Source organism: Olivibacter sitiensis DSM 17696 (genome assembly GCF_000427965.1).
GTDB classification, from domain to species: domain Bacteria; phylum Bacteroidota; class Bacteroidia; order Sphingobacteriales; family Sphingobacteriaceae; genus Olivibacter; species Olivibacter sitiensis.
Genome location: NZ_ATZA01000002.1, coordinates 166,951 through 182,559 on the forward strand (window position 1 = coordinate 166,951; position 15,609 = coordinate 182,559).

Below are 15,609 nucleotides of genomic sequence, written 5' to 3' on the forward strand. Positions count from 1 at the left end.
CTACATGGTTCCAATTGATATTTTTCAACCGCTTAAGCATTCAGAGCCTCCTTTATGGGTTCTACCAACAAATCTATATCCCCTGCACCGGCAGTCACCACCAGTGATGGCCTATGCCTTGCGACATATTCAACCGCTTGTTCAGGTGAAACCAAATACTTCTCAGCACATTGTACCTTGTTCAAAAGAACGACACTACTAACCCCCCTTATGGGCAGCTCTCTAGCAGGATAGATATCCATCAACAGCAGCACATCTACCTGCGACAGCACTTTGGCAAAATCATCCAAGAAATCCCTTGTCCGCGAGTATAGATGAGGCTGGAACACAAAAACCAAGCGTTCATTTGGATACAAGCTCTTTACCGCAGCAAGACAAGCCTTTAACTCCTCAGGGTGATGCGCATAGTCATCAATATAAACGTGACTTTCACTCTTTACTATATATTCGAACCTGCGTTTCACACCCCGGAAGCTGGTTAATGCGGCCTTCAGCAGTCCCACATCTTCCACTAAATGCTTCACAGCAGTAATAGCAGCCACGGCATTTTCTACGTTATGAATGCCTGGTACCCCCAATTGGATTCTCTCTATTTTCTCGGTATTTCCTATATAGTCAAAGTAATAATCGCCATTTTCTATGCAGATATTACTCGCGTAGGCATCTGCCTGCTCACTAGCCGAATAATGAATATCGGCAGGCAAATCAAGTCCCTTTTTAATGATGCGGAGCCCATTAGAGGCGACTTGTTTTATAAACAAGCGAAAGGACTCTTTAACATGGCTTGCATCTCCATAGATATCCAAGTGATCGGCATCGGTCGACGTCACTATTGCGATATCTGGGTGCAAGGTCAAGAAAGATCGATCGAACTCATCGGCTTCTACGACCACCAGATCGTTATCGGAAAACAAAACATTGGTACCATAGTTGGCCGTTATACCGCCCAAAAAGGCCGAACATCCCACTCCGCTATACGTCAGTATATGGGCAATCATGCTGGAAGTAGTTGTTTTCCCATGTGTACCTGCCACCGCTATGGTATAACGATGAGCACTGATGATTCCCAATACTTCAGATCGCTTGTGCAAGACGTAGCCCACTCCCTTTAGGCATGCTATCAAATTCAGGTCCTTCGGAACAGCTGGCGTATAGACAACAAGATGCTGTTCGCTATATAGCTGAAAGGGCGCAGGAATACGTTCAATATCATCTTGATAGAACACCGAAATTCCTTCCTTTTCCAGCTGGCTGGTCAAAGTCGTTTTTGTTTTATCGTAGCCATAGACGCCACAACCAAGATGTTGAAAATAACGAGCAAGGGCACTCATGCCTATGCCTCCTATCCCAATCAAAAACACCTCTTTTATGTCGTCCAGTCTGAGCATATTTCCAAAACTATCTTGCCAACTTCAATACTTCCTGAGCAATGAGCTCATCGGCATCTTCTTTGGCCATCTTCTTTATATTTTCACTTAACTTCTTTTGCAGTACCTTATCAGACAATAAAGCGATGGCCTCATCTACCAGTTTTTCGGAGGCCTCAGTGTCCTTCACCAATTTGGCGGCACCCCGCTCCACCAAGGCCATTGCGTTCTTTGTCTGATGATCCTCGGCCACATTGGGCGAAGGAACCAGAATACACGGCTTGCCAACGATGCTGAGCTCGGCAATGGTACCCGCTCCCGCCCGCGCTATAATTAAATCAGCGCTGGCATAGGCCAAATCCATCCTATTTAGGAATGGCCGCAACTGCACACTATCGTCCAATTGGCCTTTCAATTCGTTTTTTAATACCTCGTAGTAATAGGTCCCACATTGCCATATAACTTGTATATCGTGGGCCTTCAACTTCGCCAAGCCTTCCAACAAGCAATTATTCAACGTTCGGGCACCTAGGCTTCCACCTGTTACCAAAAGGGTCCGCTTCTCATGATCAAAGCCAAAAAGTTCATCCGCTTCAAATTTCTTCCCCACAATGTCTACTACATCCTTTCGCACAGGATTGCCACTTATTACGATTTTCCCTTTCGGGAAAAACCTATCCATCCCCTCAAAGGCTACGCATATCTTGCTCGCTTTGGCTGCAAGTCGTTTATTGGTTATACCAGCATAGGAGTTTTGCTCTTGTATTAGATAGGGGACCTTCAACTGTCCTGCCGCCATAAGCAAAGGACCGGAAGCATAGCCTCCTACACCTACTACCACATCTGGATTAAAGTCCTTAATGATGCGCTTCGCCATTCGTATACTCTTCAACAGCTTAAACGGGAGCAACAGGTTTTTCAACAGGGATTGCCTATTAATGCCTTGAATATCCAAGCCTATAATCTTATATCCCGCCGCTGGCACTTTCTCCATTTCCATCCTGCCTTTTGCCCCGACAAAGAGCAGCTCGCTGTCAGGCAGAAGGCGCTTAATGGCATTGGCAATGGACACGGCCGGAAATATATGCCCCCCTGTACCACCTCCGCTGATAATGACTTTTAGTTTCTTTGTCATATGATCTATTATATACCTTAGGCAACGGCAGGAATTTCACCTATTACAACCTTATCTTTTCTGCCCTTACTGTTTGCTTTTCCTCCTTTTTCATTTTCGCCGTCACCCTGCTCTTTCAACTCATCAATATTACGACTTACGCTCAAAATTATGCCGAAAGCAATGCTTGTGAATAAGATGGAGGTTCCCCCCATACTTACCAATGGCAACGGCACACCTGTCACTGGTCCTAGCCCTACTGCGACCGCCATGTTTGCAAAGGCTTGGATGGTAAGACTAAAACCCAAACCGGCAGCCAGCAAAGTGCCAAATGCCTTTGGGCTTTGAGTCACGATACGGATACACCTATACATGAACACCAGATAAAGCACCACGATGACCGCTCCGCCCAAGGCACCATATTCTTCAATAATGATCGCGAAAATAAAGTCTGAATATGGATGCGGTAGCACATTCCTCTGCGTACTATTGCCCGGCCCTTTACCAAAAAAACCTCCTGAGGCAATTGCTATCTTCGCATGATTTCCCTGGAAAGACTTGTCCGGATCTGGCTCGCCATATCCCATAAAGGTCTGTACACGCGATATGTAAGTTTGCCTTCTTGGTCCTATAAGCACCACCAGGGTAAGTAAGAATGCCCCTGCAAAAGTAACATAGGTAATCTGCTTGATACTGATGCGGCCGATGATGAGCAACAAGATACTGACGGCGAACAACATTAATGCCGTCGACATATTTGCAATAGCGATGAGTATAATCACCACACACACCGAGCCCATGATGGGGATGAAAGCCTTTTTCACGTCCTTTATACTCTCCTGCTTGCGCGTCAGCATTCTTGCCAAGAAGGTAATCAAGGCCAGCTTGGCCAAATCGGAAGTCTGAAAAGTCTGGTTGATGATAGGAATGGTAACCCACCTATTGGCATCATTCACAGAATTTGTAAAAATAAGTGTATAAAGCAGCAAAGGGATGGTTATGATCATCAACACTTTGGAAATGCCTGCATAATAGCGGTAGTCCAATTTATGCGAATAATACATCAGTATCAGCCCCGCAAAAATGAGGGTCATATGCTTCAACAAATAGGTTTCCGTACCCTTTCCGTCTTTATAGGCAAGAGTACCGATTGAGCTATATACGGCCAGTAACGAAAACATGGACAATAGAATCACTATGATCCATATCCATTTATCTCCTTTTAGTACCTTAAATATTTTTTCCATATTCTAAAGTGTTATTAATTGCCAGCCGTCTAGTTACCCAGGCTCCATTGCCCTAGCTTTGTTTATCTTACAGTTCCTTCACCGCTGCTTTAAATTGATCACCCCTATCTTCGTAATTCTTAAAAAGATCAAAACTTGCACAGGCGGGAGACAACAGCACCGTATCCCCTTTTTGTGCCAAATGATAAGAAACCTCTACAGCCTCATTCATATTTTGCGTATTAACGATCACGTCCACCTCATCCTCAAAGGCATCATGTATTCTAACATTATCTTTGCCCAAACAAACAATGGCCCTCACCTTATCGTGCATCAGTTCCTGCAACATGGCATAATCATTCCCTTTGTCTACTCCCCCCATAATCAACACGATTTTCTCGGGCAAACTCTCCAAGGCATACCATACCGAATTGACATTGGTAGCCTTAGAATCGTTAATGAAGTTAATCCCCGAAATACAAGAAACAAACTCCAGGCGGTGCGGAATATTCACAAACTCGCCCATACTCTCCCTAATGGATTCATTGCGGAGTTCCCATACTTTGGAAACTATGCCTGAAGCCATATTATTATACACATTATGCATCCCCTGTAGCGCTAAGTCCTTGATTGCCATTTTAAACTGTTCTTGTTTTGGTATATTAATTACTATTTCTCTTTCTTGATTTAAATAGGCTCCCTCTTTTATCTCTATCTTTTGTGAGAAAGGGTAGACCTTTGCATCGGTATGATGGCGCAGCAGCCCACCAAGCGTCTCCGGATCGTCTGCACAGTAGACAAATACATCATTGGACGTTTGATTTTGCAGAATGCGAAACTTGGAATCCACATAGTTTTCCATCTTATGATCATACCTATCCAGATGGTCTGGAGTAATATTGAGCAACACCGCTATATCTGCCTTAAAGGCGTACATATCATCCAGCATGAAACTACTGATTTCCAACACATACACGCCAAATTGCTCTCTTGCCACCTGAAGTGCAAAGCTCTTGCCTATATTTCCCGCCAAGCCCACATTTACACCTGCATTTTTGAGAATGCTATAGGTAAGCAAAGTCGTGGTGGTCTTACCGTTGGAACCTGTAATGGCTATCAACTTGGCATCCGTATAACGTGAAGCAAATTCTATTTCGCCGATAATTTCCTTGCCCATTTCCCTCAGCATCACGATAAGTGGAGCTGTTTCCGGAATTCCAGGACTTTTCACAATGACATCCGCCAGCACTATTTTCTCCTCGCTATGCTTCAGCTCCTCATAGGCTATCTGCTCATCCTCTAGCTGTTTCTTATATTTTTCCGATATCGGTCCTTTGTCGGAAACAAAGACATCATAACCCTTATCGCGTGCCAAAATGGCTGCGCCCACCCCGCTTTCACCGGCGCCCAACACACACAATTTCCTAGTTAATGATGTTTCCATTTTACTCTTATCTCACCTTTAAGGTCACGATCGTGACAACTGCCAGAATAATCCCGACTATCCAAAACCGTGTCACGATCTTCGATTCGTGATAGCCTTTTTTCTGATAATGATGATGAAGGGGAGCCATCCGAAAAATCCTCCGCCCCTCACCATATTTCTTTTTGGTATATTTGAAATAGCTCACCTGCATAATCACAGAAAGGTTTTCTACCAAGAATATACCGCAAAGCACCGGAATAAGCAATTCCTTGCGTATCATGATGGCAAATGCCGCTATTATCCCTCCAATAGCCAAGCTACCGGTATCTCCCATGAACACCTGAGCTGGATAGGCGTTATACCAAAGGAAACCTATACAGGCCCCCACAAACGCACCCATAAAGACCACCAGTTCACCCGAATTGGGTATATACATGATATTGAGGTAGTCGGCAAAAACCGAATTGCCCGAAACGTAAGCCAGTAGCGCTAAGGTAACGCCAATGATGGCAGACGTACCTGTTGCCAGCCCATCTATGCCATCCGTAATATTAGCACCGTTAGATACGGCGGTGATAATGATGATGACAAAAAACAAGAATACCCAAAAGGCATATTTGCCATCCTTTAAACCAAACACGGTAAGTACCTTGCCATAATCAAATTCGTTGTTCTTGTAGAATGGAATATTTGTTTTGGTAGATTTGACCTGCACGTTGTAATAGTTCTTGCTACCGTCAAAGTTCTGCTGAATCTCTACGTGTTCACCGGCCTTCGGTCCACTTACCTTTTGCCTTGTCACGATGGATGGATGATAATACATGGTACAGCCAATAATAATGGCCAAACCCACCTGACCTACCACCTTAAACTTGCCACTAAGCCCCTCTTTATTCTTCCGAAACACCTTGATATAATCATCGAGAAAGCCTACCGCGCCCATCCATACCGTAGCAATAATCATCAGCTGCACATAGATATTCGATAGATTGGCAAACAACAAGGTAGGAATCAATATTCCGCCCAAGATAATGAGTCCGCCCATGGTGGGTGTCCCTCTTTTCTGCGCTTCTCCTTCCAATCCCAAATCGCGAATCGTCTCTCCTACCTGCTTTTTGTGCAGCAGATTAATGAGATGCTTGCCAAAGATGGTAGTAATGACCAGGGAAAGGATCACCGCCATTGCAAAACGAAAGGATATATACTGGAAAAGCCCAGCTCCCGTGAGGTTCCAATGTTTATCTAAATATGTAAATAAATAATACAGCATCCGTTCGTTATTTCTTATTATTGGTTAAACAGCCCTTTCAATATTTCCTTATCATCAAAAGGATGTTTCACCCCCTTTATTTCCTGGTATTTCTCATGACCTTTACCTGCCACTAAAATAATATCACCGCGTTGGGCAAGATGAAATGCCGCCTTGATGGCATCATTCCTGTCAGCAATGGAAAACACATTCCTCTTCTTATCTGCTGGGATACCCTCTTCCATATCTCGTATGATCTGATGTGGGTCTTCGCTACGCGGGTTGTCAGATGTGATAATTACCTTATCGCTCAGCTGTGCGGCCACTTCTGCCATCTCAGGTCGTTTACTCTTGTCTCTATCGCCACCACAACCCAATACGGTTATCAGATGCTCGCCTATACCCTTCCGCAGGGTATTGATGGTTTCCAACACGTTCTTAACAGCATCGGGAGTATGCGCATAATCTACTACGGCATAAACACCCTCGGGCGAAACAAGCACATCGAATCGGCCTTCTGCTCCGCTCAGCTTGCTCAGTGCGGTCAGTACCTTGAAGCTATCCTGTTCCAATAATATGGCTACACCATATACGGCAAGTATATTGTAAGCATTGAAGAGACCTGTAAGTTTCACCCAAACCTCTTTTCCATCTATCTGTAAAAGCATTCCATCAAAATGGCTCTCCACAATCTTGCCTTTAAAATCAGCTATATTCTTCAACGCATAGGTTTTTCTGTGCGCCTTGGTGTTTTGCAACATGACCATTCCATTGCGATCATCTACATTGGTCAAGGCAAATGCCGAAGATGGCAAAGAATCAAAGAATGCCTTCTTTGCCTTAATATAAGCATCAAACGTCTTATGGAAATCCAGGTGGTCATGCGTTAAATTCGTGAAAGCACCGCCTACAAAATTGAGACCCGCTGTGCGGTTCTGGACTATGGCGTGTGAGCTAACCTCCATGAAACAAAAATCACAACCTTTCTCTACCATCTCCTTTAACAAGCCGTTCAGCTCAATGGGATCTGGTGTCGTATGGGTAGCCGCAACAACCTCATCGTCTATCTGGTTTTGAACAGTGGACAGCAACCCTACTCGATACCCTAAAGCTCGAAACAATTTAAATAGCAACGTAGCCACGGTTGTCTTCCCGTTTGTACCTGTTATGCCTACCAATTTGAGCTTGCTCGATGGAAAGTCAAAAAAACGACTGGCCAACAGCCCCAGAGTGTAGCTTGCGTCGTCCACTACAATATATGTCACCCCCTTTTTTCTGTTGGCGGGTAACTGCTCGCAGACGATGGCCGTAGCCCCTGAAGCTATAGCTTTATCTATATAGTCGTGACCATCTACCATTGTACCTCGTACCGCCACGAACAGATCTTCCTCCCCTACCTTACGGGAGTCAAAACACAACGCATGGATGGACCTATCGGACATGCCGATAATATCCTTCACGTGAATGTTTTTCAAAAGTTCTTTCAATCTGTTCATTTCAGTTCTATGTCAATAGATGCTCCTTTTTGCACTACAGTACCAGCTACAAGTGATTGCTTCACTACTTTTCCATAACCCACAACCCTAGGTTTCAGCCCCGCATTACCAAGTAGATACAGGGCATCTTTCAAGCCCATTCCTTCCACTTTTGGCACCCTGTTCTCCTTGAAAGGTAAATCTTCCTCGTTCTCCGCCTTTTGAGGCGCTTTAGCTTTCAAGCCCATGCTTTTGGCTGCAGTAACTGTCTTGGAGGCACTGCCTGTCTTCACTTCTGGATTTTCTCCCACCCTAGCCATATGCGTAGTATATGGCGACTGGTGAATATGAAAGTCATTTGCATAGACTCTTTCTGCAACTTGCTTAAAAACTGGAAGAGCCACCGTTGCGGCATAATACCCTCCACGTCTCGGATTCTGTATTACCACAATCATGGAATATTTCGGGTTATCCGCAGGGAAATACCCCGCAAATGACCCTTGGTAAGCCCGCTTCACTTTGTACCCCTCCGCGCCCTGCGCCATCTGTGCCGTTCCTGTTTTCCCAGCAATCTTGAAAGGTGCAGATTTCAGTTCCTTACCTGTCCCTTCCTCTATCACTGCTTCGAGCATGGCCCGTGCCTTACCCAAGGTCCTATCAGACACAATCTTCTCATTTATAACACGAGCCTGAAAGGATTCAATAGTATTGTCCAATCGCCTGATTTCCTTAACAAACAAGGGAGCTACCATTTTTCCGTTGTTGGCGACTGCATTATACAAGGTCAGCATCTGCAACGGGGTCAACTTCAGCTCATACCCCCAACTCATCTGAGTAAGCGTAAGGCCGCTCCAACTCTTGCTGCTGGGTGACTTTACCAGTGGACTTCCTTCGCCTGGGATCTGAAGGCCTAACTTGTCATTCAGGTGCATGGCATACAGCTTCTTGGTAAAGGCTTCAGGGGATTCCTTATAATGCTGATTGATCAGTTTCGTAATGGCCGTATTGGATGAATGTGCAAAAGCTTGTTTGACGGTGATTTTCCCGTATCCCCCATGATGCGAATCCCGAATGGTATGCCTATATACCCTAAACGTGCCATCTCCCGTATCCACGATATCACTGGTGTCGATCTTTCCATCTTCCAGTGCTACCATATAGGAAGCCAACTTGAATGTAGACCCCGGTTCTGCACTTTGGGCAATAGCATAGTTGAATTTCTCTCTATAAACACCTTCGGATATCCTTGTGTAGTTGGCCACAGCCCTAATCTCACCCGTCTTCACCTCCATCAGAATGACGGTACCATTATCGGCATCGCTTTTCAACAACTGGTCTCTCAGTGCCTTTTGTGCCACATCCTGCATGTTTATATCAATTGTAGAGATGATATCCGCCCCATCGGTAGGCGCTATTTCTGCGTCCTCGTTTATAGGCATCCACGCCCCGCCAGCAATACGTTGCACCACCCTGCTTCCACTAGCACCATCAATATACTCAGCGTAAGCACCTTCCAGACCCACTGGCTGTACCGTAGCTTTTTTGTAGCCAATGGTGCGCTCTGCCAAGTCCTTAAAAGGTAATATGCGCTTATTCTTTTGATCGGCTATCAGCCCTCCCTTGTATTTGCCCAGGTTAAAAATCGGAAATTCGCGAACGGATTTCATTTCCTGAAAAGACACATTCCTTTTTACTAGGTAATAACGGTTCTTATCATTTCTTGCCTGCCTCAACAATCGCTTATATTGATCGGCCGATTTATCTCCAAAAAAATTCGACAACGCATTGGCCAATGAATCTATTTTGGCATAGAACACGTCGTTTTCCTGAATTCCTGGTGCAAGCATATCCATGCGGATGTCGTATTCAGGAACTGAGGTGGCCAACAAGCTGCCATCGTTGGAATAAATATTCCCTCTTACAGCTTCAATCGTCTGCTTTCTCGTAGAGAGACTATCGGCCATAGCTCGCCATTCTGCCCCTTGAACCGTTTGTACATAAATTAATTTATACATCACGGCAAAGGCAATGAGAACTATCAGCCCAAAGGACAGATAAACACGCAACAATATGTCGGTTCTGATATTCATATTTCGCTTGCTCGCTTTTCCCTATTTCTTTTTTTGTTTGGGTATCACTATTTTTTGGGGTGGCTGCACCAGCTCTTTTAGCCCCAAAGTGTCCACCTTCTTTAGCACTTCGCTTTGTGTACTCTTGAGCATCAGCTCAGCACTTAACGATTTGTACTCCCAACTCAACGTCTTCACCTCTCTGCTTAACCTATCTATTTCACGCACCGTATTTTCCGCATAGTGCCTATTTCCTATATACAAAATGCCCAAAAAAGCCATAAAGCCAATGAAGGGCACAGCAGATACGGCTGTAGAGGAAGAAAGGATTTTTCCGGAAAACAAGGTTTTCAGGAAATGCTGGGAGGCATTTGCCTTCTCTTCCACAGCCATTTCCATCTCCTCTTGCTGCTCTTCGCTTAGCCCTTTTCTAAAATTATTGCTCATCCTCTTCCCTTTTTGCCGCCACTCTCAACTTAGCGCTTCTAGCACGACTATTTCTAGTTATTTCTTCCTCGCTAGCTACGATGGCCTTCTTGGAAATCAGCTCAAAGGGCTTCATTTGATTGCCATAGAAGTCTTTCTCCACATCTCCCTTGAACTTACCTTTGGCTAAAAAATTCTTCACCAACCTATCTTCCAGCGAATGGTAGGACATCACGACCAATCGCCCCCCAGGCTTCAGCACCTCCTTGGCCTGCAAGAGCATTTCCTGCAGGCTATCTAGTTCTTTATTTACTTCTATGCGCAAGGCCTGAAAGAGCTGTGCGTAATACTTATTCTCCTTTCCCCTAGGTACCAAATTGGCCACGGCCTCCTTTAAATCGGCCACCGTATTGATTGGCTTTGTCAAGCGTTTTGTCACAATAGTCTTTGCCAAACTCCTTGCATTATGGACCTCGCCATACATGCCAAATATGCGGTGCAGGGCTTCTTCGCTATAAGAATTGAGCACATAGGCCGCGTCCAAATCACCCGATTGATCCATGCGCATATCCAAACTGGCATCAAAACGAATGGAAAAACCCCTATCAGCCTCATCGAACTGATGAGAAGAAACTCCCAAATCGGCCAAAATACCGTCCACCTGCCTCACTCCATACAGCCGAAGGCTGTTTTTCAAGAACCTAAAATTCTGATGTATGAGTTGGAAACGCTCGTCACCAATGGCATTTCCTAATGCATCCGGATCTTGGTCAAAGGCATACAACCGACCATCTTCGCCCAAATGTTTAATAATTTCCCTGGAATGCCCGCCACCACCGAACGTTACGTCCACATAGACTCCATTTGGCTTAATAGCCAAGGCTTCTATGCATTCCTGCAACATCACCGGTACATGGTAGACCTTTTCCATATTACATACTATACTATATATCCTTGCCACCCATCACTTCTGCAGCCAAGGAAGAGAAATTCTCACTGGAATCGTTCTCCCACTGCGCTTCGTATTCTTCCTTAGACCATATTTCTATGGTATTAAACTGACAGGCCAACACAACATCCGTCTGTATACCTGCATAAGCCATCAAGGCCTTCGGCAACAGCACCCTATTGGCCGAATCCAAGCTCAACACGGTAGCCCCTCTGGTAAACTTCCGAATGAACTCCCTTACTTTTGGATCATAGGTATTTAACTTGCTCAACTCTTCTTGCTTCTTGGCCCATTCCGCCATTGTATAAATTACCAGATGCTTCTCAAACCCTCGGTTCACAACAAGCCCATCCCTTTCAACCTCAGGCATTTGCTTCTTGAGGCCGGCGGGCAATACCATTCTTGCTTTGGTATCTAGCTTACATTCAAATTCACCGATAAAATGAGTCATGCTACTTTATAGAGTTAGCTAATCAAATGTAAAAGTAGAAAAAACTTCCACTTTCTCCCACAATTACCCACAAAAAAAGTTTTCCACACCTTTTTTCCCACCCAACAGTATTTTCTATCTGTTGTTTCCCAGATGTCCAAAAAAATTTAAGTAAAACAAACTTGTTCAAAAGACAATTTTCGTATTCAAAACAAATTGATAATCAAACAAAAAGCACTTAAAACAAAAAAAGTGGGAGATTGTCCCACTTTTTCATTCATATCACAAAAACGATCTATCAGCTAGTCGACACCCCCCTTACGGGTTGGTGAGCGTTGCTCTGGCCAAGCCATCGGTTCGCCCGTCCTTGGGTTAATCGGTAATTTGATCCTTTCAGTAGAAGTCTTTTCGGGATCTTCGCTAGCATAATAGGCCAGGATAGCAGTAAGGATGGCATTATTGCGCACATCATCAAACACGATCTTATCATACGTATCCCTATTGGTGTGCCAGGTATAGGTGCCGTATGACCAGTTGAGCGAACTCAAAGAGAAAGCGGGTGCTCCTGCGGCCACAAATGAAGCATAGTCGGAACCTCCCCCGCCTGGTGCTCCGGGAAAGCTGGTTTCTATGTGCTGGCGTATGTTGCGTGGCACCTTGGAAAGCCAACGGCCCAAGTAATCATAAGCATGCAAGAACCCTTGTCCACTGATATTCACTACTCTTCCTGTTCCATTGTCTTGATTGAACAGCGCCTGCAAGTTCTTGACGACCTCCGGATGGTCTTCCACAAAGGCGCGAGAACCATTCAGTCCTTGCTCTTCACTTCCCCAATGGCCCACGATGATCGTCCGCTTAGGGTTTGGATATAATTTCTTGAGTATCCGCATAGCTTCCATCATAACCAACGTGCCCGTACCGTTGTCGGTAGCACCAGTCCCCCCATCCCATGAATCAAAATGCGCGGACAGGAATACATATTCATTCGGCTTTTCAGTACCCCTAATTTCAGCAATAGTATTAAAAGTGGGCACCATTCCATTCTCCTTTGAGTCTGCTTTAAGGCTGATAGTGGGGGCATTGCCAGACTCGGCCAGGCGATAAAGCAAACCATAGTCTTCCAGCGCCACGTCTACAGTAGGCACTTTCAACGTGTTGGCCCCAAAAATTTTGTCCACTCCAAAACCATTGGACCAGTTGGAGCTAATAATACCCAATGCGCCTGCATTTTCCAGCGCCCTGTGTAGGTCCTTCGTGCTATATCCAGTTTTACTCAGGCGTTCTGCCCAGGCACGCTGCTGAGCAGCTCTCGAATCTTTCATTTTTTCGAACGATTCCTTTGTCGCAAACTCTTCCCAATTGTAGTCGGGCCTACCCGTTGGCTGCGAGAAAGAGACCAATACAAATTTCCCCTTCACCGATGGCAGCCATTTCTGAAAAGCGATGGAGTCGGCAACATCGGCCAATATTATCACTTCTCCTGTTACTGTCTTGCCTTTCGTGCTAGGGCTCCAGGCCAACTGCATACCTTCCAATGACTTTACTCGTGGGCTTAATAAGTCGATATGGGTTATCCCTCTCTCCCATCCGCGCCATTCGCCCCACTTCTCATTCTTGGCATCTATGCCCCAAGTAGCGTATTTGGACACAGCCCAGTCGTGCGCTTTTTGCATCTGCGGACTACCTACCAGACGAGGCCCTATTCCATCCATTAATTCACGTCCCAATAGCTCTAGTTGTGAGTTCTCAGTTCCTTCTTTCACTATCGACTCAACAATAGGATCCAATTTCTCGGGCATATCGCCCATCATGCCACGTCTCTGGGCATAGCTATTTCCGCCAAGCAAGATGACCGAAAACAGCATGCTACAGGTTGCCTTCTTCCAAAAAGAAGAACTAATTCTAGTAGATAAAGTATTCATGTTTGTATTGATTTGTTTTTTGACGACACTAAGATAAAGATTACAACGACACCAAAGGGCTTTTTATAGCTTTTTGTTACATTAGACAACCCACTTTTTTTTTTCATCTGTCCTTCCGCTTTAATAGGTACCAACTTAATACCATGTATTCAGTTAACTGAGAGTATACAGAGTATTTATATAGTTTTGACAGAGGGTTAACATAGATTATACCTATGTTAACCCTCTGTTAACCCACTGTTAATACTTTGTTTAAGCTCTGTTAATAGCTAATTTGATATAACTTAGGTATCTGTTTGTCCAAGAGATGGCTCGAGCTATTAGAAGACCTACCTTCCATAGTCCAATTACCCTGTAACCCGACATCCATCTATCCTGACATCCACTCGTTTTTTACCAAATGCTATTCCATATGAATCCGACCGACAACACAAGACTATAATTCAGCGTAATTTTCCCTAAGTTTGCAAGGCATGCACGACAAGAAGAGCATTTGCAGTAAGGTAATAAACATGTAGTTTTATTTTTTATGATTCAGGTAAGTTCGGAAATAGGCACGCTCAAAAAAATCATCGTACATAGCCCAGACAGTGGCCTAGGCAAAGTCGTACCTTCCAAGGCCCAGGATTGGTTATTTGAAGATATCGTACACCTTAAGACCGTAAGAATGGAGTACGACTATTACCTCAAGCTCTTACTCTATTTTCTAGACCCTACCGTCATCAAGGGAAAGCTGGGTACCCTAGAAGATACGACACATGGACGAGCCTTTTTCAAGCCAGACAGTGCAGGTTTCTACCGTTCCGATAAAGTCATCGAGGTGCAACGCCTGCTGGCCGATATATTGGAAAACGAAAGTATCCGCAAAAAATTGGTGGCTTCGGTCTGTGCTATCGAAGGCTGCACCTACCAACTGCAGTTGGCATTGATAGACACTGCACCCAAGAAGTTGGCCAAGATCATCCTATCGGGAGCATTGGACGATGAACACATGATCTTTGCTCCCATACCCAACCTCATCTTCACGAGGGACCTGGCCGTAGTAATAAACGACCATATTTTGCTAAACAAGCCAGCCAAGAAGGCGCGCAGCCGAGAGAACCTCATCATGCGGTACGTGCTGTTCAACCATCCTTTCTTTGCAAGCTATGCGGGAAAAATACTGGAAATACCCGATTCCGTGCAGTATTTCCTGCGCCCCGAGGAAGACTACGACAACAGGGCCACACTGGAAGGGGGCGACGTGATGACCATCAGTCCCAGTCATGTGCTGATAGGTTGCAGCGAGCGTACGTCGGCCCAGGGCGCCAATGAGGCCATCAAGCTGCTCTTCCAACATGGAGTAGTAGAAAAGGTCACGCTGGTGAAAATACCCAATAAACGGGATTTCATGCACATAGATACCCTCTTCACCCAAGTTAAGAAAAACGTATGGGCATTACTGGCCTCCGTTTCCAAAAAGGCCGAGCCGAACGGGAAGGAGCCTATCCATCATTTCCATTTCATGGAGAAGACCGAGCCCGACACGGCCATCATCCAGTTTCGCCGTGACGCCGTGGAAAACCCAAGGACCTATGATTGCCTAGAAGACCTGTTGGACGAGATAAGCCAGCAAGAACTGCAAAGCAAGGAGCCTACCAAATTCATTTACAGTGGCAACAACATATTTCCCTATGATGCCCGTGAACAATGGACGGACAGCTGCAACCTACTTGCTCTCAAGGAGGGTGTGGTACTGGGATATGACCGCAACGATAAGACCGTAAGCGCTTTCAAGCAGGCTGGATTTGACGTTATCGGCGTGAAAGAACTCATCACTCAACTTGAAAACGGACAGAGAACGGCCCAAGATATAGAAAACACCCTCATCTTGATGCCCTCGGCCGAGCTTTCGCGTGCCCGCGGTGGTTTCCACTGCATGAGCCTGCCCATATTACGTGAACACCTATAAGCAAA

General features: G+C 45.2%; 12 protein-coding genes. 1 reads left to right on the forward strand and 11 read right to left on the reverse strand.

The window, feature by feature from the left end; translation table 11 throughout:
* Nucleotides 1-32: 32 nt before the first annotated feature.
* The 11 genes from murC to A37S_RS0101985 all read right to left on the reverse strand — a co-directional run bounded on the left by murC (nucleotide 33) and on the right by A37S_RS0101985 (nucleotide 13,653).
* Nucleotides 33-1,388 (reverse strand): UDP-N-acetylmuramate--L-alanine ligase, encoded by a 1,356-nt coding sequence (gene murC / locus A37S_RS0101935; protein WP_028295545.1) that lies wholly within the window; start codon nucleotides 1,386-1,388, stop codon nucleotides 33-35.
* Nucleotides 1,389-1,398: 10 nt separating this feature from the next.
* On the reverse strand, nucleotides 1,399-2,502 hold the full coding sequence (gene murG / locus A37S_RS0101940) for an undecaprenyldiphospho-muramoylpentapeptide beta-N-acetylglucosaminyltransferase (RefSeq protein WP_028295546.1): 1,104 nt from the start codon (nucleotides 2,500-2,502) through the stop codon (nucleotides 1,399-1,401).
* A 17-nt stretch (nucleotides 2,503-2,519) separates the two neighbouring features.
* A complete protein-coding gene (locus tag A37S_RS0101945; protein ID WP_028295547.1) occupies nucleotides 2,520-3,728 on the reverse strand; it encodes an FtsW/RodA/SpoVE family cell cycle protein in 1,209 nt (402 codons plus the stop codon).
* A 67-nt stretch (nucleotides 3,729-3,795) separates the two neighbouring features.
* Nucleotides 3,796-5,151 carry a UDP-N-acetylmuramoyl-L-alanine--D-glutamate ligase gene (gene murD / locus A37S_RS0101950; protein WP_028295548.1) on the reverse strand — a complete coding sequence of 452 codons (1,356 nt, stop codon included), beginning with the start codon at nucleotides 5,149-5,151 and terminating at the stop codon, nucleotides 3,796-3,798.
* A 7-nt stretch (nucleotides 5,152-5,158) separates the two neighbouring features.
* Nucleotides 5,159-6,403, reverse strand: coding sequence for a phospho-N-acetylmuramoyl-pentapeptide-transferase (gene mraY, locus A37S_RS0101955; RefSeq protein ID WP_028295549.1), 1,245 nt, complete (start codon nucleotides 6,401-6,403; stop codon nucleotides 5,159-5,161).
* A gap of 17 nt (nucleotides 6,404-6,420) precedes the next feature.
* Nucleotides 6,421-7,878, reverse strand: coding sequence for a UDP-N-acetylmuramoyl-L-alanyl-D-glutamate--2,6-diaminopimelate ligase (locus A37S_RS0101960; protein ID WP_028295550.1), 1,458 nt, complete (start codon nucleotides 7,876-7,878; stop codon nucleotides 6,421-6,423).
* Nucleotides 7,875-9,947, reverse strand: a complete 2,073-nt coding sequence (locus tag A37S_RS0101965) for a penicillin-binding protein (protein WP_028295551.1) — start codon at nucleotides 9,945-9,947, stop codon at nucleotides 7,875-7,877. Before A37S_RS0101965 ends, A37S_RS0101960 begins: the two co-directional genes overlap by 4 nt.
* A 21-nt stretch (nucleotides 9,948-9,968) precedes the next feature.
* Nucleotides 9,969-10,373, reverse strand: coding sequence for an FtsL-like putative cell division protein (locus A37S_RS0101970; protein ID WP_028295552.1), 405 nt, complete (start codon nucleotides 10,371-10,373; stop codon nucleotides 9,969-9,971).
* Entirely contained in the window at nucleotides 10,363-11,283 is a 921-nt protein-coding gene (gene rsmH / locus A37S_RS0101975) for a 16S rRNA (cytosine(1402)-N(4))-methyltransferase RsmH (RefSeq protein ID WP_028295553.1), read from the reverse strand. The genes A37S_RS0101970 and rsmH overlap by 11 nt, the downstream gene beginning before the upstream one ends.
* 13 nt (nucleotides 11,284-11,296) lie before the next feature.
* On the reverse strand, nucleotides 11,297-11,752 hold the full coding sequence (gene mraZ, locus A37S_RS0101980; protein ID WP_028295554.1) for a division/cell wall cluster transcriptional repressor MraZ: 456 nt from the start codon (nucleotides 11,750-11,752) through the stop codon (nucleotides 11,297-11,299).
* 281 nt (nucleotides 11,753-12,033) lie between these two features.
* The gene (locus A37S_RS0101985; protein WP_245586287.1) at nucleotides 12,034-13,653 is read right to left on the reverse strand and encodes a M20/M25/M40 family metallo-hydrolase; all 1,620 of its coding nucleotides are present in this window, start codon (nucleotides 13,651-13,653) and stop codon (nucleotides 12,034-12,036) included.
* Nucleotides 13,654-14,182: 529 nt separating this feature from the next.
* Here A37S_RS0101985 and A37S_RS0101990 point away from each other — a divergent pair.
* A complete protein-coding gene (locus A37S_RS0101990) occupies nucleotides 14,183-15,604 on the forward strand; it encodes an arginine deiminase family protein (RefSeq protein WP_028295556.1) in 1,422 nt (473 codons plus the stop codon).
* Nucleotides 15,605-15,609 lie beyond the last annotated feature (5 nt).

Bases quoted from the DNA above. Each gene is read 5' to 3' on its own strand.
- rsmH (WP_028295553.1), bottom strand. From the start codon at position 11,283: ATGGAAAAGGTCTACCATGTACCGGTGATGTTGCAGGAATGCATAGAA.
- A37S_RS0101960 (WP_028295550.1), bottom strand. From the start codon at position 7,878: ATGAACAGATTGAAAGAACTTTTGAAAAACATTCACGTGAAGGATATT.
- murC (WP_028295545.1), bottom strand. From the start codon at position 1,388: ATGCTCAGACTGGACGACATAAAAGAGGTGTTTTTGATTGGGATAGGA.
- A37S_RS0101990 (WP_028295556.1), top strand. From the start codon at position 14,183: ATGATTCAGGTAAGTTCGGAAATAGGCACGCTCAAAAAAATCATCGTA.
- murG (WP_028295546.1), bottom strand. From the start codon at position 2,502: ATGACAAAGAAACTAAAAGTCATTATCAGCGGAGGTGGTACAGGGGGG.
- mraY (WP_028295549.1), bottom strand. From the start codon at position 6,403: ATGCTGTATTATTTATTTACATATTTAGATAAACATTGGAACCTCACG.
- murD (WP_028295548.1), bottom strand. From the start codon at position 5,151: ATGGAAACATCATTAACTAGGAAATTGTGTGTGTTGGGCGCCGGTGAA.
- A37S_RS0101970 (WP_028295552.1), bottom strand. From the start codon at position 10,373: ATGAGCAATAATTTTAGAAAAGGGCTAAGCGAAGAGCAGCAAGAGGAG.
- A37S_RS0101965 (WP_028295551.1), bottom strand. From the start codon at position 9,947: ATGAATATCAGAACCGACATATTGTTGCGTGTTTATCTGTCCTTTGGG.
- A37S_RS0101985 (WP_245586287.1), bottom strand. From the start codon at position 13,653: ATGAATACTTTATCTACTAGAATTAGTTCTTCTTTTTGGAAGAAGGCA.
- mraZ (WP_028295554.1), bottom strand. From the start codon at position 11,752: ATGACTCATTTTATCGGTGAATTTGAATGTAAGCTAGATACCAAAGCA.
- A37S_RS0101945 (WP_028295547.1), bottom strand. From the start codon at position 3,728: ATGGAAAAAATATTTAAGGTACTAAAAGGAGATAAATGGATATGGATC.